The organism is Desulfobacter curvatus DSM 3379, from assembly GCF_000373985.1.
Classification (GTDB): domain Bacteria; phylum Desulfobacterota; class Desulfobacteria; order Desulfobacterales; family Desulfobacteraceae; genus Desulfobacter; species Desulfobacter curvatus.
In genome coordinates this window covers 1-26,266 of sequence record NZ_KB893104.1, presented here as the reverse complement: position 1 = coordinate 26,266, position 26,266 = coordinate 1, and the positions used below count along the sequence as shown (strand labels likewise).

Annotated in this window: 21 protein-coding genes and 2 pseudogenes; 4 read left to right on the top strand and 19 right to left on the bottom strand. The window is 43.9% G+C overall.

The features are described 5' to 3' along the window. The 15 genes and pseudogenes from B147_RS32570 to B147_RS0123165 form a co-directional block, all read right to left on the bottom strand. A partial coding sequence (locus tag B147_RS32570; RefSeq protein WP_026259792.1) for a hypothetical protein occupies window positions 1–199 on the bottom strand: 199 nt, incomplete at its 3' end. Between the two features lie 106 nt (window positions 200–305). Next, the gene (locus tag B147_RS0123245; RefSeq protein WP_020589601.1) at window positions 306–758 is read right to left on the bottom strand and encodes a hypothetical protein; all 453 of its coding nucleotides are present in this window, start codon (window positions 756–758) and stop codon (window positions 306–308) included. Window positions 759–1,269: 511 nt separating this feature from the next. Further along, the gene (locus B147_RS0123240; protein ID WP_020589600.1) at window positions 1,270–1,590 is read right to left on the bottom strand and encodes a helix-turn-helix domain-containing protein; all 321 of its coding nucleotides are present in this window, start codon (window positions 1,588–1,590) and stop codon (window positions 1,270–1,272) included. 1 nt (window position 1,591) lies between these two features. Next, complete coding sequence (locus B147_RS0123235) at window positions 1,592–1,960, bottom strand: type II toxin-antitoxin system RelE/ParE family toxin (protein WP_020589599.1); 369 nt, start codon at window positions 1,958–1,960, stop codon at window positions 1,592–1,594. A 152-nt stretch (window positions 1,961–2,112) separates the two neighbouring features. Beyond that, window positions 2,113–2,382 (bottom strand): annotated as a pseudogene (locus B147_RS33030) (ISAs1 family transposase); the annotation flags it as partial. 49 nt (window positions 2,383–2,431) lie between these two features. Continuing rightward, entirely contained in the window at window positions 2,432–5,479 is a 3,048-nt protein-coding gene (locus B147_RS0123225; protein ID WP_425387041.1) for an efflux RND transporter permease subunit, read from the bottom strand. 68 nt (window positions 5,480–5,547) lie between these two features. Beyond that, window positions 5,548–6,729 (bottom strand): efflux RND transporter periplasmic adaptor subunit, encoded by a 1,182-nt coding sequence (locus B147_RS0123220; protein ID WP_020589596.1) that lies wholly within the window; start codon window positions 6,727–6,729, stop codon window positions 5,548–5,550. A gap of 73 nt (window positions 6,730–6,802) precedes the next feature. Further along, window positions 6,803–8,098, bottom strand: a complete 1,296-nt coding sequence (locus B147_RS29815; protein ID WP_245569087.1) for an efflux transporter outer membrane subunit — start codon at window positions 8,096–8,098, stop codon at window positions 6,803–6,805. A 764-nt stretch (window positions 8,099–8,862) separates the two neighbouring features. Beyond that, complete coding sequence (gene cysK, locus B147_RS0123205) at window positions 8,863–9,804, bottom strand: cysteine synthase A (RefSeq protein ID WP_020589595.1); 942 nt, start codon at window positions 9,802–9,804, stop codon at window positions 8,863–8,865. 40 nt (window positions 9,805–9,844) lie between these two features. After that, window positions 9,845–10,630 (bottom strand): thioesterase II family protein, encoded by a 786-nt coding sequence (locus tag B147_RS29340; protein WP_020589594.1) that lies wholly within the window; start codon window positions 10,628–10,630, stop codon window positions 9,845–9,847. Between the two features lie 30 nt (window positions 10,631–10,660). After that, window positions 10,661–12,037: an MATE family efflux transporter gene (locus B147_RS29335; protein WP_020589593.1), complete on the bottom strand. Its 1,377-nt coding sequence runs from the start codon at window positions 12,035–12,037 to the stop codon at window positions 10,661–10,663. Between the two features lie 874 nt (window positions 12,038–12,911). Next, entirely contained in the window at window positions 12,912–13,748 is an 837-nt protein-coding gene (locus B147_RS0123180) for a sugar nucleotide-binding protein (protein ID WP_020589590.1), read from the bottom strand. Continuing rightward, window positions 13,749–15,041 (bottom strand): B12-binding domain-containing radical SAM protein, encoded by a 1,293-nt coding sequence (locus B147_RS0123175; RefSeq protein ID WP_020589589.1) that lies wholly within the window; start codon window positions 15,039–15,041, stop codon window positions 13,749–13,751. It abuts the gene before it with no gap. A gap of 74 nt (window positions 15,042–15,115) precedes the next feature. Then, window positions 15,116–15,484, bottom strand: a complete 369-nt coding sequence (locus B147_RS0123170) for a GtrA family protein (protein ID WP_020589588.1) — start codon at window positions 15,482–15,484, stop codon at window positions 15,116–15,118. Next, window positions 15,485–16,411 (bottom strand): glycosyltransferase family 2 protein, encoded by a 927-nt coding sequence (locus B147_RS0123165; RefSeq protein ID WP_020589587.1) that lies wholly within the window; start codon window positions 16,409–16,411, stop codon window positions 15,485–15,487. A 286-nt stretch (window positions 16,412–16,697) separates the two neighbouring features. On the opposite strand from B147_RS0123165, the gene B147_RS0123160 reads away from it, so the two are divergent. Further along, window positions 16,698–17,570, top strand: coding sequence for a Druantia anti-phage system protein DruA (locus tag B147_RS0123160; RefSeq protein WP_026259790.1), 873 nt, complete (start codon window positions 16,698–16,700; stop codon window positions 17,568–17,570). A gap of 57 nt (window positions 17,571–17,627) precedes the next feature. Beyond that, complete coding sequence (locus B147_RS0123155) at window positions 17,628–19,028, top strand: hypothetical protein (RefSeq protein WP_020589584.1); 1,401 nt, start codon at window positions 17,628–17,630, stop codon at window positions 19,026–19,028. Window positions 19,029–19,122: 94 nt separating this feature from the next. On the opposite strand, the gene B147_RS30700 is transcribed toward B147_RS0123155, so the two are convergent. The 3 genes from B147_RS30700 to B147_RS0123140 are packed head-to-tail and all read right to left on the bottom strand — an operon-like array spanning window position 19,123 to window position 22,162. Next, window positions 19,123–20,577, bottom strand: coding sequence for a sulfotransferase (locus B147_RS30700; RefSeq protein ID WP_020589583.1), 1,455 nt, complete (start codon window positions 20,575–20,577; stop codon window positions 19,123–19,125). Then, complete coding sequence (locus B147_RS0123145; RefSeq protein ID WP_020589582.1) at window positions 20,571–20,810, bottom strand: hypothetical protein; 240 nt, start codon at window positions 20,808–20,810, stop codon at window positions 20,571–20,573. Before B147_RS0123145 ends, B147_RS30700 begins: the two co-directional genes overlap by 7 nt. A gap of 14 nt (window positions 20,811–20,824) precedes the next feature. Beyond that, the gene (locus B147_RS0123140; protein WP_020589581.1) at window positions 20,825–22,162 is read right to left on the bottom strand and encodes an arylsulfotransferase family protein; all 1,338 of its coding nucleotides are present in this window, start codon (window positions 22,160–22,162) and stop codon (window positions 20,825–20,827) included. A 526-nt stretch (window positions 22,163–22,688) separates the two neighbouring features. On the opposite strand from B147_RS0123140, the gene B147_RS31970 reads away from it, so the two are divergent. Then, complete coding sequence (locus B147_RS31970; RefSeq protein ID WP_157238006.1) at window positions 22,689–22,961, top strand: hypothetical protein; 273 nt, start codon at window positions 22,689–22,691, stop codon at window positions 22,959–22,961. 310 nt (window positions 22,962–23,271) lie between these two features. Here B147_RS31970 and B147_RS0123130 read toward each other — a convergent pair whose 3' ends face one another. Further along, complete coding sequence (locus tag B147_RS0123130; RefSeq protein WP_020589579.1) at window positions 23,272–25,074, bottom strand: hypothetical protein; 1,803 nt, start codon at window positions 25,072–25,074, stop codon at window positions 23,272–23,274. A 1,024-nt stretch (window positions 25,075–26,098) separates the two neighbouring features. Between B147_RS0123130 and B147_RS31965 the strand changes: the two are divergent. Beyond that, window positions 26,099–26,266 (top strand): annotated as a pseudogene (locus tag B147_RS31965) (IS1380 family transposase); the annotation flags it as partial.

The following is a 26,266-nucleotide window of genomic DNA, read 5'->3' as shown; positions in this document are numbered from 1 at the left end:
ATAAAAATTCCGACAGCGCAGATATGCTCTTTTGCTTCAGCCACATTCGACTGATTTCGGTAAGGTTGAATTTTGCCCCGAGAATCAAAGCTGATGCAATCAGCGTCAAATTTTGGAACTGGATATTAGTAAGCTCGGGTTTTAAAAATGAGAATCCGGTAATTATGAAGGCTGGCTTGCAGACACACGGTATATTCACCCGTAACTCCTTAATTGAATAATAACCTTCATATTATTTCATTCTTCGATTCTTTTGTCTTTAACTGTTTTCCGAAAACTCAAGTATATAGATAGCCGAAAAATTATTACTTTTTACCCTTTGATTTGCCGTTCCCATTCCCTTTGGATGATTTTTTACCCTGAGTTTTTTTGCTGCCTGAATATAAATCATCACCCGATTTTAGATTCTTAAAATCTTGTGATCCCGATTTTATACCAAGACTCTGTGCATATACCCCCCATCCACTATTCCGCTTGGATTTATAGTTGTTAATTGCATGTTGTATTGGGTATCCAGAAATCTCCCGACAACGTAAAACCATATAGGCATCTGCGGCACTTTTAGTAGCGCTTATCACGGCATCAACAGTGGTATCATTTATTTTAAATCGCGTCGCAAGCCTTGCCCTAAATCCTAAAGGGTCTGCTTGTGCTTGGACATTAAACCCATTCATCCAACTAAAATCACCTCCTGATATTGCCAGCGATGATGTAATAATAAATGAGAGCAGTGTTATTAGAAACAGTATTTTTTTCATTTTTATATCTCCTCCTATTTTTGATATTAAAGCCATTCCAACTTTACAGTGCCTTTCTGTCAAATCACAAGCTATTATCAATATTGTATCTGGGATGCAGTGAAACTTACCTCAATTTTGGGGCGAGTGGGCCAGGAAAACTAAAAATCAAAGCATTTAGCCAAAAATCAACGATTGCCCTCTTGCTTCCTATTGAAATTTACCAATAAAAAAAGGAGCGCCACAAACAGGCTAACTCCTTGTTTTTATTTGGTACCTGGGACGAGAATTGAACTCGTACACCCTTGCGGGCGAGGGATTTTAAGTCCTTTTTAAAGAAAATTTAAAAAAGTTGATTTTTCAACTACTTGAATTGATTTACTTTTTGAGCATCATTTTTGGTTTTGTTTGGAAATATTTGTTATTTTTTGACCTTGACGGGCACAATTTAGGCACAGCCGGGGCACATCAAAACCCAAAGGAGTTTCAATCCCCTGAGCATCAAATTTTTTATAAAAAGATATTTCGCGCGTTATGCGTTAAGTCTGTAATCAAGGATATTGGGAGACCTTTTAAGCAGATCAAGAAGGACCATTGTGGAGCCGGTTGGTTTTCTTTTTCCCTGCTCCCACTGTCGTATTGAAGACGGACTTACATTTAACAGTTTGGCGAAAACAGCCTGACTTAAATTCAAGGTTTCTCTGATTTCTTTTATCTGGTCAATTGATAGCTGTACTTCGGGGATCGTGACCCCCAATGAATTTAACTCTTTTTCAGTAAAAGAGGTTTTAAATCCGGAATTCACCATATCCTGGACAGTTTCACCGATTGCTTTTTTTATTGAATCTCTCATGTCATTCCTCCAAGTCAAACAAAACGTTTTCTGCAATTAATTTTTCAATTTGACAGGCATCCATGGTAATCAAATCTGAGCCCAGTATTTTGAAATAGTGTAATTCTGCCTTGTCTATATTGGCTCTTTCGTTTTTGGCAAATCCATACAGAAATATAGTTTTGTCCTTTGCCTTATATGCTATTATTGTCCTGAATCCGGAACTTTTCCCCTGCCCGTCCCTGTTCACGCGCACTTTGAACAGAGAACCACCTAAATTTGCGGCAGAGAGACCTCTTTCTAAATTTTCAACAACTTCAATGAGCTGATGATTCTCCAAACCCATCTTTTTTGCCCATTTCTTAAACCATTTGGTGCATAATTTTTTCATAAATAACTATAACTCTTTGTGATATACTTTTCAAGTATTCATACACAAGATTTTTAACCCGGGTCACCGCCCCCCAATAACAAAAGCCAACTCAGTTTAGAATTGGCTTGAGGGTGTGCCCATGGCATGGAAAATCGCTTTTGCCCAGGGTTCTCATTGGATTTTTCTTCCGTTTTGAGCTGACCGAGCACAACTTGTTTTTCCGAGGCCCAGGCGCTAATCATATGGATGGCTTTTTTATCTTCAGATTTATTATAAGAGCATCTTAATGTTTTTCCGTCTATCGCTACCACCTGGCCTTTGGTTTGTTTCGCTACGGAGGAAATCCATTTTTTGAAGCTATCCTGAAGCTCTTGTGAGTTCATTCTTTCAAAAATCCGATCAAAGGTATCATGTGACTGAATTCCATATGGCAATTCCAATCACTTAGAAATCCACCGTTTTTGTATAGCAAAAATTGAATAAAATGTCTTAAACATCCTGTTTGACATATAAATTTTTTATGTCCTCCAATACCAGGTAAAGACAAGGCACAAGCCCAAGGGTGATCAGGGTAGCAAAAAAAAGACCAAACCCAAGGGAGATGGCCATGGGGATAAGAAATTGGGCCTGCCACGACGTTTCCATGATCATCGGGGCAAGCCCGCCACAGGTGGTTAATGTGGTCAAAATAATGGGCCTGAACCGCTGTATCCCGGCGGCCGTGACTGCGTCCTTCACAGGCATGCCCCCGCGCACCAGCCGGTTGGCAAAATCAATGAGCATCAAAGCGTCATTAACCACCACGCCTGACATGGCCACAATGCCGAACAGACTCAAAAGGGACATGGGATACCCCATGATAATATGGCCGACCACAGCCCCGATGATGCCGAATGGGATGCAGACCATAATGATCAAGGGTTGAAAATAGCTTTTAAAGGGAATGGCCAGCAGGGCAAACACACAGAATAACGCAAGCCCTAAGCCTTTGAACAGCGCGGACATGCTCTCCTTGATATCCGCCTGTTTACCTTTAAAATCGTAGGACAGGCCCGGATACCGACCCACAAGGGAGGGCAGGATCTCCTGTTTCATATCCCGGAGGATATTCTCGGCCATGGACTGGGGGGTAACATTGGCCGCGACCTTAATTTCCCGCCGGCCGTCGCTCCGGCGGATCTGGGTATAGGCCCTTCCCTCGATAATTTTAACGGCATCCCTGAGCATGATCTCTCCGTTTGGGGCATTGATCACATAATTTTCAAATGAAGTTTCACAAATGCGCTCGTCCCCTGCCAGCCGCACCCTTACCGTGACTTCGTTTCTTCCCCGCTGATGCTTCACCGCCTCAATCCCCTGGTATGCATGCCGGATTTTGTCGGCAATGCTTCTCGGGGTAAGTCCCATGCGATAGCCCTCAGGGGTCAGGGTGATATCGAACTGCCGTTTTCCCTGGGCAGATCCGTCATCAATGTCCGAAACCATTGAGTACTCAGCCAGACGCAGGGCAAGGTCTTCGCCTGCCCGGTTCAAAACATCCACATCCCGGTGGCTTAAGCTGATGGTCAGCCCCTTTCCGGAACCGGGACCGGTCTGGTCGGCCGCAAAGGCAATGGTCTCAACGCCGGCCACTATACCGGTTTTTTCCCGCCAGATCCGGGTAACCTCGGAGGTGGACATCGGGCGCATCTCGGGATCGGTCAAAAAAAGCCTGGCCTGGATATGATTCTCACTGACCAGGGAAGATATCCCGGTGGATAAATTTTGTTTGCCGTTTTCATCCACGGTTTTTTGGGCCGATGCCGCCAAGCGGTTTTCTACTTCACGCACCTTGCTTTCAGGCGTGCCGTACGGCAGGTAAATCTCACAAAAAGCGAAATCGGATTCAACTTTTGGAAACAGGATCATGCCCATTTTTCCGGACTTCACATATCCGAATGTGATCAGTAACAGCGCAAGCCCTAGGGCAAAGACCGTATACCGCCAGGAAAGCAGCACAGGCAGGATTGAGCCATACCCGGATTTGACAACGGTTTCAAATTTTTCAGAGAACCTTGCCTGCCAGGCTTCAAGAATATTCAAGGGAAAAAACAAGGGACGCCCGGCATGGTTTAAGTGGGCCGGCAGGATAAACAGGCTTTCGATCATAGAGACACCAAATACGGCCACCACCACCAGCGGCATGGTTTTAAACAGCTTCCCCAGACTGCCTGGGATGTACATAATGGGCATAAAGGTGACCATATTGGTAATCACGGAAAAAAACACGGGAACGGCAATGCTTTTGGCCCCATGGACGGCGGCATCCAGAAATCCCATGCCTTGGCCTCGGCAATGATAGATATTTTCCCCCACCACCACGGCATCGTCCACCACAATACCCAAGGTAACGATAAAGGCAAACATGCTTACCATATTGATGGTAAAATCGGCTGCNGACAAAAAGATAAAAGANCCTAANAATGAAATGGGGATNCCCANACTGACCCAGAAGGCCANGCGGATTTCAAGGAACAGGGCCAGGCATAAAAACACAAGGGCAAGTCCCAAATAGGCGTTGCGCAGTAAAAGGTCCACCCTTTGGGCAAAGAGTTTGGACATATCCCAGATAATACTTAGATGAATTCCCTCGGGCAGATCCGCGTTAATAGTTTTCAGCATCTCCTTGGCAGCATCAGCCACCCGGATGGGGGTCTGTTTTCCCACCCGGTAAACAGTAATGGTAACGGAGCGTTTGCCGTTAAATGAGGCCCAGGTGCCCGAATCCTCAAACCCTTCCCTGACGGTGGCGATGTCCGACAACACCAGATGGGACCCATCCTCCCGGGTGAGAATGGGCAATTTTGCATATTGCCGGGCATAGTCTTTTCTGGATTTAACACGCAGCAAAATGTCTCCGCCACCGGACTTGATGGCTCCGCCCCCCAGCTCCACCGAAGCCGTGGCAATGGCATCCGCTACATCAGACAGGGTCATGCCGTAGCGCCGCAGGGTGTTGATGGAGATCTCCACCAGGATCTCCCGCTCCCTGACACCTTGCAATTCTACCTGGGTGATATCCGGGTCTGACAAAAGCCGGTCCCTGACATCGTCGGCAAGATTCCGCATGGTGGTTTCCGGCACATCCCCGTGAAGGGCCAGCAGCAGCACGTTCCGCTTCCCGGAGGTAATGGTGATCACCGGTTCTTCCGCCTCATCCGGAAAGGTGTCAATCCGGTCCACCTCACTTTTGACCTCCTGCCACAACCGGGTAACATCAACACCGTCCAGGACGTCTATGGTGATTGAGGCATTGCCTTCCAAGGCTTTGGATGTAATTTCATCAATACCGTCAAGGTCCTGCACCGCCTCTTCCACGGCCAGAATAATGCCGGATTCCACCTCTTCGGGACTGGCCCCGGGATAGGACACTGTAATACTCACTGACTTCAGGGTGGTATCGGGGTACACCTCCTGCTTGATGTGAAACCCCATGAAAAGGCCGCCCACAAGGAAAACCACCATGAGCAGATTGGCGGCCACGGTGTTGCCGGCCATCCAGGCGATGGCGCCCCTTGGGCTGTGGCCCCCATGATCGAACATATTTGTTTTTTGTTCAGACATTATCAACCCTCCCCCAAGCCCAAGGTCAAGGCCATGCCCGGCACAGGTGTGGGAAGATCAGAAGAGATCACAAGGTCACCCGGGGAGAGCCCGGACTGGATGAACACCCGGTTATTTTCAATCCACACGGGCTCCACTTTGCGGATCTCCAGGTGCCCGTCATCATATATCCATAAACTGGAATCCTCCCGGACCAGGGTCCGGGGTACAGAAAACGCATCGTCAAAGGACTGGCCTTCAATGAGCGCTTCCACGTGATCATCCAGCAGCATGGCGGCACGGCCTTTGGCAGACCCGAGCCCCAGGGGATCATCCACTCGGATTATGACGCCGGCCATGCGGCTTTGCTCGGTTACGGAGCCTGTGGTCCGCACCACACGTCCCTCCCATTCCCGGCCCGCGTAAAGGGAACGGATACGCACAGGACTGCCTTGGGTTTCACGGAACCGGATCCGGTCCAGGCGGTCCATGGGCACCTGGACTTCCACCTGGTAGCAGGTCACGTCCACCAGGGTGGCAAGGGCGCCCTGGGCGGCGGTCATGGCCCCTTCATCCACCTCCTTGGACAGCACCAGGGCATGGAAGGGGGCAATGATCCGGGTCCGTTCCAGGTCCAGGCGTGCGGCTTCAAGATCACTTTTGGCGCTTTCCACGGCGACCCTGGCCTGTTCAAGCTGGGGTTTTCTCAACGCCAGGCTGGTCTCCTTCACCCCGTCAGGCGACATCGCGGCCATGAGCTTGAGCTCTTCTTTGGCAATCTGCTGCTGGCCTTTTTCGATGTCAAAATCAGCCTGGGCCTGGGCCAATGCGTTTTGGGCCTTGTTCACGGCCAGGGTATAGTCCGCCGGGTCAATTCGAACCATGGTTTGTCCCTTGGGAATTAAGCCTCCCTGAACAAATTCAGGCGCCACCTGGATGATCGTGCCAGCCACCTGGGATTTAATCACCACTTCCCGGTCCGGCTGAACGATTCCCATGGCCCTGATTTGCGCTGTGACCCGCCCGGGATTCACTTTTATGGTATCCACCACCGGGACGGTTTTTACCGCAGGTTTGCGTTTGAATTTCACTGTGTTGGATTTGTAGTACCAAAATCCGGCAACACCCAATGCCGTCAGGCACACAGGCAGAATAATTTTTACAAGGATAACGCCAAAGGATCTCTTTGAGGGGGGCTGGTTCATAACTTATTGGGCTCCGGCATGATTATCATCGGTGGGGGGCTCTTGAAAAAAAGAACCCCTCCAACCTGTTACTTTATAAAGTGCAATCCGTTCTTTGACATAGGGTGCCTGTTCGCTGATCAGCTGGCGCTCCAAACTTTCCAGGGAGGCCCAAGGCCGTAAGATAGTCAAGGTAGCTGCTCTGGCCGTTCAGGTACTGAACCCGGGCGTCCTGGAGGGTTGCTTGAACGGCTGCCAACTGCTGTTCGAGCAATTGGATATAGGCGTTTTGACAGTCAATGGCCACCAGGGCGTCCTCCACCTCGCAGATGGCAGCGGCAACGGTTTTGGCATAGGTATTGACCTTTTCCCGAACCACGGCCCGGGTGCACTCAATTTCGGCTTTGCGCGCCCCGCCGTCCAGCAGGGGCCCTGCCAGGGCAGCACCCAGGGTGGCTACCCAGTTCCGGAACAGCAGGTCCAGGGTTCCGCTGGAAAATACAGCCGAGGCGGACAGGGTCAGTTCGGGAAACAGATCTGCTTTGGCAGCTTCCACATCCAGTGCCGCCGCATTAAGGCAATTCCTGGCGGCCCTGATATCAGCCCGGTTCCCAAGCAGGTCTGCCGGGATACCGGGCTGGGGCGCCAGAAAGGTTTGGGGAAATTCCGGGGCAAAAACCGCCACAGGTGTCCCTGGTGTCCGGCCCAGATACAGGCCCATGGCATTGATCAATTGTTTTTCCGCTTTTTCAAGCAATGGCATGGCGGAAAGGACCTGGGCCAGGGCTTCCCGTTGCTGGGACACCTCCAGGGCAGTGGCTTTGCCGTTGATAAAGCGCAATTCCTGCAGCTTCAGCGTCATCCGGTTGGCTTCGATCTGCCGGGTAAGCACTTGCATTCGGGTTCGCACGGACACAATATCCACCCAGGTATCGGCAATATCCGTGGACAGGGTCATGGCCCCATCCTCCAGGTCCTGGCGGGCAGCCAGATATTCAAGTTCTGCAGCGTTGACACCGGCTCGGGTTTTTCCCCACAGATCCAGGGTATATTCAGCATCCAAGGCGGCGGAATAGGTGTGATCATGGTCTGAAGTCGCAGACTGTCCATCGGTTTTAGATTGGGAATGGGTTCGCTTGCCCCCAAGGGCGTAATCAAGAGAGGGCCAACGGCCTGATTTTTTATCTTTTACATCCGCCAGAGCCTGGTCAGCCTTAGCTTTAAGCAATTTGATATCAAAATTTTCGTCAAGGCCTGTCTGAATCAGTTTGCTCAGTTCATCAACCCCGAACTTTTGCCACCATCCGCCGGCCGTGGTTTCATTACCGGTCCAGAACGTGTCGTGAATACCCGCCTTATGAACATAGGCATCAGGAATTTCAACAGGCATCACAGCCGCAGGGTCAGGGGATGTCAGATTGCAGCCGGAAATAAAAAAAACAACATCAATACAACAGTGATCAAAGTATGGCGCATCATAGTCTTTATTGTGTCTTAAAGGTCAAAGTGATGGACATGAGATTCAAAAGCGTTGATCCAGATACTATGGGTGTGGGTCAAAGAAGCCGGCAAAGACAATGTTAATAATAAAATTATTTTTAGTATAATGATCACCTTTCTTATTATGTGAAATAACTTTAACCAATTAAATAATATTAGTTGCACTAAATATCAAAATTGATAGAAGTTGTCTATCGTTAACTTAAAACTTTAAGGAAAACAGTATCCTATCAGTGACGTTCGGGAAACCTTTGTAGATTCCCGAAGTTCAACCTTTTAAAATTCCCAAATTGATTACAGAGATATTTTTTGCAATAAAAAAAGCCGGAAGGGGTTTCCTTCCGGCTTATATCATTAGACAGCAGTCTTCCGCACTTGAGTTATCCATAGCGCCGCAGTCCCCTCACAAGCGCTTTCGTTTCACTCAGATTCGTTGACTCAACTTAAGTTGTATAGTATCTCGGCTGTGACCTTCTTTTCATTATGATAATATTCTTCTTCCAGGGCGGCAGTGGCTGTATTCATTCCTCCCCTTCTGTTTCCCCTGGTGTAGGCAGCAGTCAATTTAATAGCATCATCGATGAACAAGTCTGCAGGAGCCTCTGAGTTTTTCAGGCGGCTGGTGATATAAAACAGATAGCCTTTATATACCCCCTATATAGCAACTGCAAATTCCCGGTGACGGCCGGTAAAAAGTGCTGTGCTGAAATACCTTTCCGCGCCATCCGGGAAAATGGTGGCGATATGTTTACCCTTTCCAAACAGATTCCGCATTTCAAGAGCTGCACATACATTAGCGCCGGAAGAAATTCCTACAAGGAAGCCTTGCTCACGTGCAAGCCTGCGGGTCATCTCAACCGCACTGTCATCGTCAACTTCAATGACCTTGTCGATAAGACTGGTATCCACAATGGAAGGAACAAATCCATCACCGATGCCTTCTATCTTGTGAAGCCCCGGTTCATGGCCCAGAAGCGCAGAGGCATTTTTCGGCTCAACCGCAACAATCATGATCTCAGGATTCTTTTCCTTCAGGTATTTCCCTGTTCCCATAAGTGTACCGCCGCTGCCAAGTCCAGACACAAAAATATCCACATGGCCATTCATATTTTTCCATATTTCCGGTCCTGTGGAGAGATAATGGGACATACTGTTGTCATGATTTTCAAACTGGTCAGGTACAAATATGTTGTCATCTTCAAGCATAATATCTTTAAGTTTTTCAACAGCCCCCCCCACATTTTTTTCAGGGGCAGTCAAAATTAATTCGGCATTCAAAGCCCGGATCATCTTTTTTCTCTCATCACTCATATTTTCTGGCATGATGATCCTGACATCATACCCTTTAACCAAACCAACCATGGCAACGGCAATTCCTGTATTTCCGCTGGTTGCTTCTACAATGGACATGCCTTTTTTTAATTTACCTTTTTTTTCAGCCTGTTCGATAATAAAAAGGGCCACTCGATCTTTGATTGAACCTCCCGGATTCAGATATTCTGCTTTTGCGTAGATATTCATATCATCATTGCCCCCAAGCCCAATCCGAAACATGGGGGTAGTGCCTATCTGGTCCAAAACTTTATTTGAACTCATTTTAAAATTACCTCCATTTTAAAAATGATGCATTTAGGTCCTAAGTCCAACTGCACAACTTACTTAAAAAAGTTGTTATACTGGAAAGGCAGGATAAAAAAGCCTCCCTATCGGTATTGATGAAAAAATGCCCCCCTTGCAGGCCAATCAGTTCAAAGGTATCCGTGGTATATCGTTCCCATGGTGCCATCACTGATTTTGGAGCCTCATCATCCTCATTACCGTATATGGCCGTTATCGGTATGTTAATAGGCGCTTCCTCTTTAAAAGTGTACTTCTCCTCAATGGCAAGATCCGCTCTGAGAGTGGGTATATATATTTCCATGAGATCACTGTTTTCCAACACAGCCTTAGGCGTACCGGAAAAGCGCCGCAACTCCTGTAAAAAGGCTTCTCTTGGCAGATGATGCAAAGGAGAAGGTTCTGGAATATGAGGTGCCCTTGCCGCTGAGACAACCAGATGCAGTGGAAGAGGCATTTGCTGTCGACGCAGCTCCCGGATCATCTCAAAAGCAACCAACCCTCCGGTGCTGTGTCCATAAAAAACAAAGGGCTTGTCAAACCAGGGACTTAACGATGGTAACAGCCGTGTCACCAGTTCATGAACATCGGCAATAGGTTCTTCGCCGATGCGATTTTCCCTGCCCGGAGGCTGGACCCCACACACTTCCACGGAATCCGGTAAAAACTCCGGCCACATTCGAAAAGCTGCGGCACCTCCTCCGGCATAGGGAAAACAAAACATCCGAAGAATCACCCTATTATTTTTATGCACCACCAAAGCGGGAGTTTCCCGAACATCTCCGGCTAACTTAGATACATACATACTTATCTCCTGTTTTGATTCAGAGTTAAATCAATTGCTGTAACCACCCATCCGTGCCTCTATTTCTGTGCCTTCTTTGCGAACGAGCCGGCGTAAAGCGATCAGCAGCATGAGGCCCGAGACGATCGAAATAATGAAGTCCGTGCCGAACAGAGCATAGTACACACCGTTGACCTTCCAGATCGACGCGCAAACGATGGCTGCCGGAATGAACAGCACCACCTGCCGCGCCAGCGCAAGAATGTTGGCGGCTCGCCCATTCCCTACTGAAGGGAAGTAGGTGATTGCGATAAAAGAAAGTGGCAGCACCGGCAAAGCTGTCATAAAGAGGCGAAAGTTCTGCAATTCTGCATCGCTGAAGATCCGGTTGGGAAGCATGGTCGAGAGTATCGGTACGGCAAAGATCAGAACGACGATCCACATCCCCCCGAGGATGCCGGTCATGGCGATCCAGAACGTTCGCACCGAGTCTTGTACACGATCAAACAAATCAGCACCGAAATTGATGCCGACAATCGGCTGGAGCGCACGCATCATACCGATCACAGGCAGACTGGCAACAAAGTAGATGCGGAAGGCGGCGCCGATGAAGGCAATGTCCGCGTCCCCGCCGTGCCTGGCAATCAGCCGGTACACGGTCAACATCATGATCACCATCATAACCTGCATGATCAGCGAAGGAAGCCCCAACACGACGAGGCGCATGAGAACCTTGCCATCGAAACCGAGCGCCCATACGCGCGTCGAGAACGAGGGCCGATCGGACGCGAAATAGGACAGGCCCAGAACGCAGACCACGAGCATGCCGGCATTGGTGGCCCACGCCGCTCCTATGACGCCCCAATTGAGCAGCACGATAAAGACGTAGTTGAGCACGATATTGGTGGCCAGACCGATACCCATCATGATCATGGCTGTTTTCATCTTCCCCTCGCCACGGATCACGAGATTGCATCCGAGGCCCCAGATCGGAAGGATCGCGCCGATCACGATCACACGAAGATAGGCATTGCCAAAATCGAACAGCGCCCCGGTACCGCCCATCATGCGTACCAGGCCGCCGGAGAAGAGCAGTCCCACCAGCATGGTCATCGCTGTAATCAGCACCGAAACCGTGTTCATGATGGGGAGCACTTTGTGCTGCATCTCGACGTCCTTGGAGCCCAAGGCAATGCTCAGGAGTGACGCCGCTCCGCCACCAACCATGCTACCCAGGCCAAGGAACATCTGTGCAAGCGGCAGGGAGAGGGACACGCCGCCCAGCGCGAGCTCGCCCACGAACGTTCCGACGAAGATTCCGTCGATTAGCTGATTGATGCCGAACAAGACCATGCCCAGAATACTCGGAATCGACAGTCGCCACATGACCTTTCGTAGATTCGGCTCTTCAAGGATGAATTCCTTCATGATGTTTCCTTTCGTAGTGTTTAGAATGCCTTCTTCAAAGTTCGATGCTGGAAGTTTATTGTTGGAGACCGGGCACATGTCCCAGCAAAGCGGAATTGTTCCTGGGTTTAACGGCAATAAGCTTCAGATCCGATTATTTCTCCTTGAGATATGTCCCCGTGCCCTTGAGGGTCCCCCGCTGCCGACCCCTGACCCCTGAAACAAATACATTGATCCGGCTCTTCATATCTTTTTAGATTTCAGAGCCGGTGGAACGGTAATGGGCCTGTTGTTGTCAAGGTTTCTTAGTCTGGTTCCGTGGTGAACGAAATGGAACATGATGGGGATAAATAAATAATTTGATACGATAAATGACTTATCAGCAAAAATGAATACCACCAGTAAACTGGTGGTTTCATGAGCCCCCCTAAAGGGGGGTCTTAAATCAACTACCTTTTTATTTAAACTTAAATCCCTATTTCTTCCCAAAAGGCCAATGACATGTGCCGCAGCATATTGGGACGAGATCGAAAGGCAAAGGTGAATATGGTCGGGCTTCGCATGCTCTCAATGATATCTATACCTTTTATTCGAGCCCACAGATTCATTGTAGGCGCTTTCTTTATTCTCGACACTAATCACTGGCATAGCCATTGTTCATACCACCGGCATGCCGGTGGTTTATTCCTTCGAATTAGTCGTCATTTTCGCTTGCTCAGAATCCATGGAATTATTCGAAAGCTACCGAAACAGAATAGGTATCAGGTAACACTCAAAGGGACACGATTGATTAAAGCTTTGAATGCAATATTAGCCGCTTCCGTTGAAAATCTGCTACAAATGGCCATATGATTTTCTTATTTTTTGGGGCAGACTTTCAGAAGTAAGCGCTTAATTATTTGTTTGCCGAATCAATATTTTGAAATAGAAATTCTTTGAAGCTAAATTTTAATGATGAATAGGATTCAATGTGATTAACACTTGGCACTTTATTTTTTAAAAGAAGTTTAATTTTACTTGTATCTTTCCCAATGAAAGTAAAAATCTTTAAAAAAAGCTGAGTAGCAAAACGAGGAATGCGGATTTTGTATACATTATTGCACATAATATCAACAACTTCATTCCAGGTAAATACCTCTATCCCTGAAAGTTCAATAATTTTTTTATCTTCTACTTTTTCTTTCTGAATAAGTTTCAAAACAACATCAGATAAAGAAAAAACATGAAGAGGGGCTATCTTCATATTTTCTTGTCCGAAGTCAAACGCTACATGAAATTTTAAAAGAGTCTTCATTTTTGCAAATTGGCGTTCCCCAATTCCACCAAAAAGGACTGTTGGTCTAAGTATTATATAACTATTACATTTACTAATAATTATATTTTCACATTTTTTTTTAATTGCTCCATATAAAGACATATCAGAAAAATTAACATCATAGCTGCTAATATAAATTAATTGGGCGTTAGAAATATTACATAACTTTATTATATTCTGAACGATCGCAATATTAGAGTTGACATTTTCCCAATCATAAGCAGCATGGATAATGAATTCTATATCATTTTCAAAAAGTTTGAGCACCTCTTTTTCATTATTTAGATTTACGACGAGCCCTTCCTTCATTACTGGATTTCTATGAGTCAAAAGTAACTTTGTTCCAAGAGAACTATCAAAAAAAAAGTGGGTAAGATTTTTTCCTAAATAGCCTTGAGATCCAGTAATCAAAATCATTTAAAAAAAATCCTTCATGCGCTTCATTATCAAGGAGGGTCTAAAATAAAATTTTGAAAATGCTTTTTGTTGAAAATATTTAATTTCTTTAGGAGTTGAACATTTTGTATAAAAGACTGGCGTGAAGTTATCATAGTGATTCAAGTTATGATCAAAAATTTTATCCTTAACTTCATCGTAAAATTTAGTTCCGGGAAGAGGCGTACATATGTTAAAATTTGCATATGAAGAGCCTAAGTAAAGAGAATAATCAATGGTTGTTTGCATTGAATTTGCGGTATCTGAATCCAATCCTAAAATATAAAAAGCTGCGACTCTTATTCCTAAAGATTCACAGTAATTGATTATAGTCTCTTGAGTCTCTTTTTTGGGCGCTATACGAGAATGCTTCTCTATAGATCTATGATCAAATGATTCAACACCGACTTTCACAGCTCGCAAGCCAGCCTCAAACATTTTTTTAACAAGGTCTTCTGTCAAACAGTCTGTACGTGTCTCACAAGCAAATTCTATCTCTATATTTTCAGCAATAATGGCATTACAGAATTCCTCAATCCACTTTTTATTTAAAGTAAACGTCGGATCTCTAAATAGGATGGACTTAAAACCACAATTTTTAAGATATTTTATTTCCTTAATAACATGTAATACAGATCTACGCCTATTTGACGATCCATTTACTACATATGGGCAATAATTACATTTGAAAACGCATCCACGGTTAGCAAGGACCGGGGCTGTAGGTTTTCTTTTCAACAGAGGAAATTGAGAAAATTTACTGATATCAAACAATCCCCAATCTGGTAAAGGAAGAGAATCTAAATCATGTTCCACATTAAAGTCAGATATCCCCCGCGGTAAATCATCTATAGAACTAATCTCTCGAATGTGTGGTTCCAAATCGCCATGAACGATTAAATCATACAATCCTTCAAATTTTTTTGAACAATGAAACGCAGCAGGGCCAATTAGCATGACAAAAGAAGATTGAGTTCTCCTGATCTTTTTAAGGATATCCAACTCTTCTTTATTCCTTACAAGTGAAACGTGCATTATAATAACGTCCATATTATCAGGAACTCTATTTTTAGCGTAATATACCTCATGTCCCTGATTTTTTAGAAGTGCGATATAAATGCCATAAAGCGTAATGGGGAAAAATTCATTTGAATTTCTTAAGAATTTTAGTATTTTTAAAAAAAAGCCACCCCCAATATCAAATGAAGTACCAAATCCGCCATTAAAGTCTTTTTTGTCCCCTGATTTAATGACATCTACGATTGCAAATTTCATAACAATTCCTCTATTTCAACTTTCGGTGTTCAAAAAAGACAATAAATACAACTTCTTAAGTCAACGGCAGTGATCTATTTGTTATCCACAAACGTCCAAAATTTATGAACAAAAAAAGCACAAACAGGTAATACCATCGCAACAACAAATATTTTAAGATAGATACTCGATTCGCATAGTTTATTAGCGATACCAATAACCAACAGAAGAGATGTAGCCTGAACAAAAAAGAATTTCATTCCTTTTATTTTAGAAAAATTGGAACTAAAAACGTATTTTGATTGAGCAAAATATGACCATAAAAAAGCTAGAAAAAAACCTGATACATTTGATAAAAAAAAAGATTTATAAATAACTGATACAAAAATAGAAGCCACACAAAAATGAATAGCTGCAGAGGAAATTCCAACAATGCCATATTTTACTAATTGATAGTGACGCATTTAAAGAATCTCATCAATAATATAGATTGGCCTTCCTTTGGATTCAATGTACAACCTTCCGATGTATTCACCTAACACACCAATCCCTATAATCTGAATACCACCCATAAACAAAATAATTGTAAGGAGTGAGGCGTAACCAGGCACATCAACTCCAAGAACCAATGTTTTGATAACTATAAAACTACCATAAATGAATGCTACAGAAGCTATTGCCGCCCCTAAATAAAGCCAAAATGATAATAGTATGGTGCTAAAACTTGTTATTCCATCCAAAGCAAAATTCCACAATTTCCATCCGTTAAATTTTGTACAACCAGCTTTTCGCTCATCGCGCCTATATTCAACAATTGCAGTTTTATACCCAACCCATGCAAAAAGACCTTTCATAAATCTCTGACTCTCAGGCAATTTTTGAAGACTCTGTAGTACTTTACGAGTTATAAGCCTGTAATCGCCCACATTTTCAGGTACTTTTGTTGTAGAAATAATATTGTGCACTTTATAGAACATTTTTGCGGTTATTCTTTTCGATAGACTATCAGATGAGCGATCATTTCTTTTTGCTAAAACAACTTCATAACCTTTTTCCCAATACTCCAAGAACCTTAACATCAACTCTGGAGGATCTTGTAAATCAGCATCAATTGGGATAATAACATCCCCTTTTGAACTATCCAAACCAGCGGTCAATGCAGCTTCTTTGCCAAAATTTCTCGACAAATTCACAATTTTAATTTCTTTTCTCTTTTTTTTTTCTAATAACAGTTGCTCTAGTGTAGAATCTGTACTCCCGTCATTGACACATACTATTTCAAATGATTTATGAGTTTGATTAAGAATTTTATAAATTTCATTTATAAAAATTGAAACCATTTCTTGTTCATTAAAAAATGGGCAGACTATTGAAATTAATTGGTGATTCATACTTTTTCACTTTCGTTATGTCAAAAATCTACATAATCTATATTGCAGAGGCATTGAAACTATCTGAAAAAACTGGCAACTTGGCGACTCAAATTAAATATCCGACGTTTTTTGACATTAAAAACTGCCAAAAACCGCGTGGTTATGGTATATACAACGCATGAACAAAGGGGTGCAATCCCATTTAGTGGTACCGGGAAGTTCTTATCAATTTGGTTGAATAACGTACTGGAACTTCCTCAAAAAAAGCTGGACTCCTGCCCCCAAAATGGATATATAAATCCACATGAGCAGGATACTAACCATTCAAGGACGTGAACTTTCGGCCGTTGATATCAAAACGATAAGCAATTTGATTGCCGATAATCCCGACTGGCACCGCACTCGTTTATCAAAAGAACTATGTGAGCGTTGGCAGTGGCGCACCCCAAAAGGCCTGCTCAAAGATATGGCCTGTCGAAGCATGCTGAGAAAACTTGAGCAGAAAGGTCTGGTCACTCTTCCCGCTGCCCGTCATAGCGGTAATCGCCAACGACGCATTCCGGATGTTCCCCATGATTGTAATCTGATTGAAACAGGTTTGCGTAACCTCCGTCCCATACAATTGATACCGGTACAGAATCGGACAGCCGTTGATGATTTGTTTCACTGCCTTATGGATCGATATCATTATCTTGGGTGCAAAGGACATGTTGGAGAACATATGAAATATATGGCAGTTGACTCTGAAAATCGTCCGGTTGCATGCCTGCTTTTCGGTTCTGCAGCTTGGAAGACATCTCCCCGTGACCGATTTATAGGTTGGGATGGGGCGGCTCGTCGCAGAAACCTGAATCTGATGACCAACAACACCCGGTTTCTGATCCTGCCATGGATTCGAATTCCCCATCTTGCCAGTCATATCCTTGGCTTAAGCCTCAGACGGCTGAGCCGGGATTGGAGAGATAAATACAGCCATAATATCTGTCTGGTGGAGACTTTTGTGGATCGATCACAATTTGCCGGAACCTGCTATCAGGCTGCGAACTGGATTAAAATTGGCAGTAGTAAGGGGCGAACCCGTCAAGACAGGTATCACAGGATTCAAGTGTCGATAAAAGACATCTATGTATACCCGTTGACCACCAATTACAAAAAACTGCTATGTGCGCAATCTTGAGAATATCAGTCACCGAAGCGACAGGAAATTTTTCAACCTGCAATTTGAGGACTGACCATGGAACTTGCCTCCGCTATAGAAGAAATTCGAACACTTTTAACAGAAGTCATTGTTGATTTTCAAAATCATAAAAATGTAAACAACCTATGTGAACAGGTTCGCGATGACCTTTTTGTCATAGTAGAATCCTTTCTGGTTCCTGCTATTGAAAAAATCCTGTGTGACCCGGAGCTTCTTGCTGAACTGAAAATAGGGGCCGGCAAAATGGCACTACGCTTCAACGGGTACCGTCCTAGCAGCATTCGTTTGTTGACTGGAGTTAGCCTAAGTATTCGATCCCCATATTTTTCAAAAGTGGTTTCTAATCGACGACCGGGACCGAAATCAAAAAAAAGACAGAAAGGGACAGGTCGTCATTTTGGGCTCTCTTATCTTGGTTTTATCGGAAGATGCTCAACCTTGATCACCTCATCGGTGGTCCAAGCGGCACTGCTTTGCCCCTCTTTTGAAATCGCCAGGAGACCCCTGAAAAACCATGCCATCAACCTGAATGTTAAAACCATACGACAGATTACAATGAATCTTGCCAATGAAGTCATGCCCTTGCGTGGCAGTGTCTCCCTGTGTGATACCGACAGAGTCAATGGTAAAACAATTCTGGTTTGCATTGACGGTGGTCGTTTGCGTGAGCGCAGGCCTAAACGAGGGCGAAAACAAAAAGGCCAAAAGCGCCAAGGATACCATGCTGATTGGAAAGAACCCATTCAATTTGTAATCCAAGTTATCAATTCGGACGGTACGACATCAAAAAAGCATCTGCCGCTTTATGATGCCACAATGGGTGACATCGATTCTGCCTTCGAACTTCTTGAAAGGTACCTGAAAGAATTGGATGCCACCGCAGCCAACCGAGTTGTTTTCTGTTGTGACGGTGCCCGCAGTTATTGGAAACGAACAGGTCCATTGGCTAAAAGAGTTGGAATTTCAAGTCACTATGAAGTGATTGACTACACCCATGCAAAACAAAACTTACATGAAATCGTAGACAAATTGCCCAAAAGAGTTTCTACAAAAGAAAAAATCAAAATCGTAGAACATTGGAAGAGTCTGCTGTGGGACGGTAAATTCGTTGACCTCAAAAAAGAAATTGTAAAACAGATTACATATCCGAAAAGACGCAAAGAGGCTCTTGATAAATTTAAAAGCTATTTCCTGAAGAATCAGCACAGGATGCAGTACAGTCAATTCAGCGACCTGAAAATATCTACCGGCAGCGGTTGTGTTGAGAGTGCAATACGCAGGGTCATAAACCTTCGGATGAAATCACCAGGTATATTCTGGAAATCAGAGACATCCGAATCCATGTTGTTTTTAAGAAGTCAGCTTTTGTCCGGAAGATGGAATATACTCACCAACAATATATTCAGGCAAAATCGGTTACTTTGCGCATGCCACTAAATGGGAATGCACCCTGAACAAAGAGGCTTTTGCGAACATAACTAATTTTCTTTGTAAAACAACGCAAATAGGCTCTGACCCTTTGGGGTTTGATTCACTGCAGTGCTTTCCTTGATATTTCAGCGTAAAGAGAGTCGGCAATGGTCAACAAACCGGGCGAAAAAACTGTTCTATCAGTCTCATCCACTTCGCGCCTAAAGCAGTGCGTAAAATCTAAGTCGCCGGAATATAAGTTCAGTTTGCTGAGCAAATGGTGCATGCACGAGTTTGCACTAAATCGCAAGTCGTCTTGTAATACGACATAGCAGGAATCTATATTGGCAAGCACATCACGAAAGGCAGCAATCCAGTATGCCAACCAGTAGTCCGGCGAATCAGGATTGTATGCTGTGATGTTTTCGAATGTCTCAAAGGCAATCGGCGTGTGCAACAGACCGAACTCTAGATGTCCGATATCGCGCATGTAGCGCCGAATAAAATCATCATTGGAATGCTGCTCCAGGAAATTTAGATGCTGACGGAAGAGTGATGCGGCATGCGGTGCAGGTTTACGAACAGGTACGATCACTTGGGCGCCCGGAAATGCCAGCTGAATCAGCCCTAACCTCGCAATATTGGCGTTGTTCTTTGAGAGGTAGTGTGTGGCGCCACGCCCTTGAAGATGTGTAATCTTTTGAAAACATGTCTGCAGACGTAAAATTCCTTCGGCCTGCTGATCGCTTGCCTGCCATATGCCGATTCTATGCCCGTCATATTTTTCAGGCCAGTAAAGTTTCCAATATACCTCATCGAATGCTTCCGGACTATCAAGGTCTATCTCTAATCCATCTCCATGTGCCCTTTCCCTTCGCACCACCTTTCTTTTAAAGGGAGCACTTAATAGGCGCCACAGATATGGTGCCGTAATAAAAGGCATATCACGATAAGTATGCGTTGCAATGGAAGGCAACTCACTGAAAGCATTCAACAACGCAGTTGTTCCACCCCGAGCCACTGAAGTGATAAAAATTGGGGGGCTGTATTCAATATTGCGATGCAACAGACGAAAGGCTGCGTCGTCACACCGAGCTGCGAATCTTTGCAGCATTGGACTGGAAAAGGCGATCATGTGTATTATCCGTTCACCCATGCTATAAGACATTGCACTATCAACCCTGCCGGCAGCACGTCGCTGCAAGCCTGCCAACCAAACAATCGCAATCAGCGCCAAACTAACAATAATTATGTAGCTGGGACGCAACATCAGCTCTAGAATCTCTTGCTCTTTAGCAATATTGAGCCTGTCGGCAAGAAAAATCGGCACATATGTCATGGAAAAACATAGGGAAAAACGCCAAAAAATCGACCATGCCCCGATGAATAAGGCGATACCCGCACGGCGAACGGTTAACTCTTTATCATCATCCGTCAGTTGCGTATTCGTCATCGCTGCAATGCCCTGATACGCGTGCTGCGACACATTTCGAGCCACATTCTCTATCCTGTTGATATATAGCCCGAGCGCAAAGATTCCTACGGCCACTAACGAGACGAGCCACATAACTACCATTGATTTTCCCTCTCTACTACGTTTTCTGCGACACTTTTGATTTTAGTTTGCCGTCGCTTATTAAGTATGCGCTTCAGTGGATACCAAACAAAACCGACAATTAGAAGGACCACTCCCAATACGATCGCTATAAAGGTGGCAATCATACCCAGTCCTGCCCCCGGACCGATATAAGCAAATGCAGGCTTTGGAACCAGCGTAAAAATAATTAATAATAATTGAATTTTTCTCATATCAATCCTCCCTCTCAGTGTTCACAAGAATTTCGTCCTTGTTCAAAAAATGTTGCATTCATGAATTCAGGCAGAAGCATAGCCATGTGGATCCGGGCATTCCTGCCATCAGATAACCGGTTGTCATAACGCCAAACGACTGTTCCATCCGGTGCAAACTCCATCACACGGCCCTCATCACTCGAAGTCACAAGGATATTTCCATTGACTAAGCGCTCATGTACACCCATGATCGTGGTGAAGAAGCAGCTATCGTCGTGGCCTTGAAGAGCGACATTGGTGCTTCCATTAATGGCATCAATCTCGAGGATGCGGCTCGACAAAGGTTCCGGGCCGGTGGATGGGCTCAGATCGCGGTTGTCAAATACCGATATACGATCGCCCGGTAGAAAATCCGGGTCATGTTGCCGCAAAGTTCGGCCTACCGACAAAAACTTTATTTTTAGAGATTCGGGATCAAAGACAAATAGTGCGTTGATGTTACGTAATGAGACCATCAGATCGCCTGGCTCGAAGATGTTGCTTTTCATCCCGACTGGAAACTCATCAACATCATTTAGATGTAGCGTATCGCCATGGACCTTTGGCTGATTGTGATCAATATTTGAAAGAAACATGAGACCGTATAAATCATTCTTGCGAAGAATGTCTAAAATTTCGATTTCCTTGAGGAGCTCACCGTCAAGATTGAGCTTCTGAATCGTATACGAGGCAAGAGGCGTCTCGTGATTCTGATAGCCGGTTTCCCCCTCCTCTATATATCGCATTGCTGTTACCCACAAATAACCCTGTTCCGAGTAAAAGACAGAATGATGTCCAACGTTGTCAAGCTTCCACTTGACTTTGCCGCAGATATCCATACGAAACGTACTAAGGCATTCAAAATTAGCAACGAAGCCTCCATCTGGAAGAATGTCGAGGCCGTGTAAGTACCTGCCTCTAGAGCCACGCGGACGAAACTTGCTTGGAAAGTCTCCCTCATTTTTTCCCCAGACGTCATTCCACCGAAGGTTCCATTCATGAATGATAGTACCCTTACGATCAATAACCCTGACATACGTATCACACGTGGCTTCAAATGATCCAACTATCATCAGAAGGCCGGGAGCAAGCCGGTCAGGCTGCAATGTCTCGACGCTTGAATTACTGTACCGAGTTTCCGTTGATAGGAACTTCTTGAAAAATTGAGCTTCCATCCGGTATTTATTGATAGCATTTAACCAGGAGATTGGGAACAGGCCTTCTCGGTAAGAGAACGCGCCATAGATGTATACCCCACCTGCCAAGGTTATAACAATAGATAGTATGAACATAAATTTAGCTATTTGTTCGACCCTTGAAGTGTTTCGCATAATTAAATTTCCTTCCGTGTATGCCTATAAAGGCTGAAACCTGCAATCGTTTATTTTCTGAAACTAGCAACACAGCCATGAAAAAATTGAAGACACCAATCAGCAATGTTGCTTCAGCACTGCTGATTCGTAGCGAGGGGTTTGGCCTTCGGGAAACCGGTCGGGTATTGGAATCGCATAAGGAAACATTGCCCGCTGGGAGCAACTGTTTGGCGACCAGAAAGCAACGCTGATGTTGTATTCCTTTTGTCATGAATTTGTTTCCCTCACATTTGAAAGGGATAAGCTATATACCGTGGTGGGAAAGCGCACCGATCTTTCGGACTCCAAAGGGTAGACAGCAGTCGTCATGGAGCGAACCAGCCACTTCATTATAGACGAACGATGTGGTAATAAAAATGCCGCATTGTTTAAATCGGTTATGGAAACCGTGTGCAAATATGTTGACCATACCAAAGACCTGACTTTTCTTTCAGATGGAGAAAGACGGTATGGCAACATGCTGTTTGACTTATGTTCGGAAGTCTTGAAAACAGGAAAAGTTGGACGCCCCCCAAAAACGCTGCCCAAAGGAGTCAAAGTGCGTGTGAAAAATAAGAGGAATCAAAAACGAAAGAAAGGCCGCAAACGTCCAAAATATCAAATAACTCAGCGGGAGCACCCTGACACGGATCAAAGATTGGCAAAAAATGCAATCCACGCCAACCATCTTGAGGCTCAAAATGCTGCATCAAAGAGACTAAACAGCGCTTTTATTATAAAAACAAAGATATACGCTAAAACAGAGCATGGCCTGTAACGAACTCTGGATGTTCATCAAATCATACACAATTATGTTAGATCTCATTGGACTACCGGAAAAATTCCGGCAGTCGCTTTGGGAATCATGTCGGAGGCCTTGAGCCTTGAGAGCATCCTCACAATGCAAAGGGCCGTATAGGATTCCATGATGTTGAGAACTCAAGACTAAAAATACACTTTGGAATAGTTGAAGCCCAGTGCCCACATTTTACATAAGGGGATTATTTGGTTCGACAAAGCAGGCTAAAAGTCAAAGCATATTAGGCAAAATTGAACCCGGTTATCATACCTGAAAATTTAAAAAAGATTCATAACCAATTTAATTTTTTTAACAATTCGTCCGTATTGAGTTTGGGTAAAAAATTGATCTCTCCAATTCCTGGAAGTTTATATGGCTCATATCCCATATTTTTCCAGCAAACAAATCTATAGTCTGAATCTTCCAAAGGCTTTTCAAATGTAAATTTTACATTTTGCGGAAAGCCACTTTTTGTTAATGACAAAATTTTAACGGTCAAACCTGCAAGAGTTACTTCCTGTCCTATTTTCATAGGATTATGCTTGCCCCTGAATAGCGTATCGAAACCCTGTGAAAAATATCCTTTTTCAGCAAATATTTCCAATGATCGGTCATCTGTACGTTTGATGGTAAGGTCTGACCAACTGCTTGCAAGTCCACGAAAATATTTGGCATTAAATTCTTTTTTTAAAAATTTCTGGTTAATAATACGTAAAAAGGAAAGATAACTGTCAGCCGGATTGATAACGATTAATATTTGATTATGTTTTTTTACGGTAAGGTGTTTATTATTCACTTGTGAATCAATAACAGGTTCCCTACTATCATTTACTTCAGACATTTTAAGCTTCCCCAATGGTGAAAGCACAATATGGATAAAAATAAAGAATACGATAAAGCCCCATGAAATTATCTTTAACCCAAAGGTTTTTGAAAAAAGCTCCGGTTGCTCTATCTTGTACTGGAAAAAGAGAGAGATAACTCCAAAGCCACCGATACTTGCTAAAATTAAAAGCCTGTCATGAAGGCCGGAAGCACATAAAGGGAGTATGGATAAGGCAAACCCTAAAATCCAGAAACGTGCTTTTCTGTCAGTTTTAAGAACAGGATATATGAGATAAAGAAAGAAAGGAATAAAAAGATACCCAAAAATTACTATCCCTCTAACCACAGATTCAGAGAAAAACATAAACATAGATGCTGATGGTCCAAAAAACTGTGCCAAAAATAATACTGGCCATCTTTGAAATACTGCTTTTATAAAATCAAACGGTGTCGCTACAGGGTCAATGTAGAAACCCGAACCTACAACACCGTAATCAAACAGGTTATAGAACGTCCGCCATAAAATAACGACTAAAGCATACGGTAGAAGAGATATTATCTTTTCTTTAAGATCATTTTTTTCAATGAAAACAATATAAGAAAAAAGGAATGCACAAGTGGAAGCACCAAGTTCAGTAGAAAGAAGGCTGAATCCCAAAAGTATGGGAGAGATAATAAACCCAGGTTTCCAGTTGTTTTTATATCGATAATCATGAGATAGGATTGTACAGAATCCAAAAAAGGTTGCTAATACCGAATTTCTATTAGCAATCCATGAAACCGGAACACCATGCGAACTATCTAAGGCGAATAATAAAATCGCAAAACCGGCAACCCAACCCTTTCCGTTTATTCGTTTGTACAAAATGCTCACGACAATGAGTATCAAAAAAAGCCATAAAAGACTCTGCAGATGCATCATCCATGGTGTTTCTGGCCATAATTTGTAATCGAGTATATGCGTTAATTCGGTTACAGGCCTCCAGAAATTCAGTTTTAACTCATCATAAGTCCACCATGGGAGGAAGCCCATATCTTTAAATGTTTTGACCTGTTCCGGTTTCCCGGAATAACATGAAAACATGGCATTGAAAGATGCTGCTTTTTTTTCTGCAATTGTGTACTCACCAGTAAGAATTGATTTGTGATAAAGGTCATCCCAAAAGATTCCTTCATCAAGGGAGGGTAATAGAAGTGCAACTCCTATAATTGCCGCGACAATTGGAAAATACGATTTTTCAAGGATTGATCTGATTTTGGCGCCCATTGAGTACCTCCGGTTATGATAAAATTTTCAGGAAACTTCAGTTTAAAAATGATAGCTGTTGATCAAGCTGTACTTTTTCACCATACTCTGGTGGTCGCCCTGGGCCTTTTTTTCAGGTGTCTGTGCTTCGAAATAGGCCACACAGTTTTTTTTGGCTCTTATAATCAGCGTAATCAATGGCGATTGGTGCTGAACAGAGAGTACCGATCCAGCCAGTTTGAAAATATCACCACTAGGGGAAAAAGCATCCAGAGTAAGGATGTGTCGATGGTCATGTTAAATTGAGCCCAAAATGGTCATTTGGAATTGAGTCACTATGACTTGGTAAGATTCAAAAAGTGGGGCTTGATCATAACTTCGGCCACCTTGTCCCCATATTTTCAGAACATAAAAGATAATGCTGGAATTACAATCGGTTGATAGTGCCATGAATCGAATTTTTTCATGAGTGGCCCATCTTATGATCAAGCCCAAAAAGTGTAACGCTGTATCCCAGAATTAGTGACAAAATAGTGTAACGCTTGTTTGGGGCTTATCCCGCCGCCTACCATGCTGAAATTTAAAAAAGTACCCTGCTTATCCCGCCGCATTACCCAGCTGCTGAAATTGTGCTTGTAACGGTCCAAATATCATGTTATCTGTTGAGGGAATTCGGCAGTATTGAAGTATACTGGTGTCCCCAATTGGGGACTTTTTCCTTCTGATCCCAGAGCTCTTTTTTGTAACTAACTGATTTTATTTAATAAAGTTGAATTTGCTTGCTCGGTCCATTTTTGGAACGACAGTTCAAAAATTATTTTTTTTCCGAACGTTACAATATTTTGTAAATCATAAATTTTCCATCATTTTTGCAACCTGCTGTTTTTGCGAAAAATACATTCGTCGCATCAGGCAATACTTCTAAAAAAAGCGTTACACCTAAAGAATGCAATCCATAAACAATAATTGTTGTAGAAATATTTTAAATTTATTGATTTTATAGTATGATATCATCATTTTGATTGCTTTAGATAGGAGCACCGATATGATGAGACGTTTCCATACCCAATTTACTGAAAAAAATCTGACGGGCAACGCTGGCTTGGTTAATCTTGGTAAATTCTCAGAAAAATTGGGTCTGCCCAAGATTTTGAGTGATCACCTAACAATCAAACGTGGAGATAGTGCGGAATACCAAGTCTCAGATGTTGTG

Bases quoted from the DNA above. Each gene is read 5' to 3' on its own strand.
- B147_RS0123245 (WP_020589601.1), bottom strand. From the start codon at position 758: ATGAAAAAAATACTGTTTCTAATAACACTGCTCTCATTTATTATTACA.
- B147_RS0123240 (WP_020589600.1), bottom strand. From the start codon at position 1,590: ATGAGAGATTCAATAAAAAAAGCAATCGGTGAAACTGTCCAGGATATG.
- B147_RS0123235 (WP_020589599.1), bottom strand. From the start codon at position 1,960: ATGAAAAAATTATGCACCAAATGGTTTAAGAAATGGGCAAAAAAGATG.
- B147_RS0123220 (WP_020589596.1), bottom strand. From the start codon at position 6,729: ATGAACCAGCCCCCCTCAAAGAGATCCTTTGGCGTTATCCTTGTAAAA.
- B147_RS29815 (WP_245569087.1), bottom strand. From the start codon at position 8,098: ATGCCTGTTGAAATTCCTGATGCCTATGTTCATAAGGCGGGTATTCAC.
- cysK (WP_020589595.1), bottom strand. From the start codon at position 9,804: ATGAGTTCAAATAAAGTTTTGGACCAGATAGGCACTACCCCCATGTTT.
- B147_RS29340 (WP_020589594.1), bottom strand. From the start codon at position 10,630: ATGTATGTATCTAAGTTAGCCGGAGATGTTCGGGAAACTCCCGCTTTG.
- B147_RS29335 (WP_020589593.1), bottom strand. From the start codon at position 12,037: ATGAAGGAATTCATCCTTGAAGAGCCGAATCTACGAAAGGTCATGTGG.
- B147_RS0123180 (WP_020589590.1), bottom strand. From the start codon at position 13,748: ATGATTTTGATTACTGGATCTCAAGGCTATTTAGGAAAAAATCTTACC.
- B147_RS0123175 (WP_020589589.1), bottom strand. From the start codon at position 15,041: ATGAAATTTGCAATCGTAGATGTCATTAAATCAGGGGACAAAAAAGAC.
- B147_RS0123170 (WP_020589588.1), bottom strand. From the start codon at position 15,484: ATGCGTCACTATCAATTAGTAAAATATGGCATTGTTGGAATTTCCTCT.
- B147_RS0123165 (WP_020589587.1), bottom strand. From the start codon at position 16,411: ATGAATCACCAATTAATTTCAATAGTCTGCCCATTTTTTAATGAACAA.
- B147_RS0123160 (WP_026259790.1), top strand. From the start codon at position 16,698: ATGAGCAGGATACTAACCATTCAAGGACGTGAACTTTCGGCCGTTGAT.
- B147_RS0123155 (WP_020589584.1), top strand. From the start codon at position 17,628: ATGGAACTTGCCTCCGCTATAGAAGAAATTCGAACACTTTTAACAGAA.
- B147_RS30700 (WP_020589583.1), bottom strand. From the start codon at position 20,577: ATGGTAGTTATGTGGCTCGTCTCGTTAGTGGCCGTAGGAATCTTTGCG.
- B147_RS0123145 (WP_020589582.1), bottom strand. From the start codon at position 20,810: ATGAGAAAAATTCAATTATTATTAATTATTTTTACGCTGGTTCCAAAG.
- B147_RS0123140 (WP_020589581.1), bottom strand. From the start codon at position 22,162: ATGCGAAACACTTCAAGGGTCGAACAAATAGCTAAATTTATGTTCATA.
- B147_RS0123130 (WP_020589579.1), bottom strand. From the start codon at position 25,074: ATGGGCGCCAAAATCAGATCAATCCTTGAAAAATCGTATTTTCCAATT.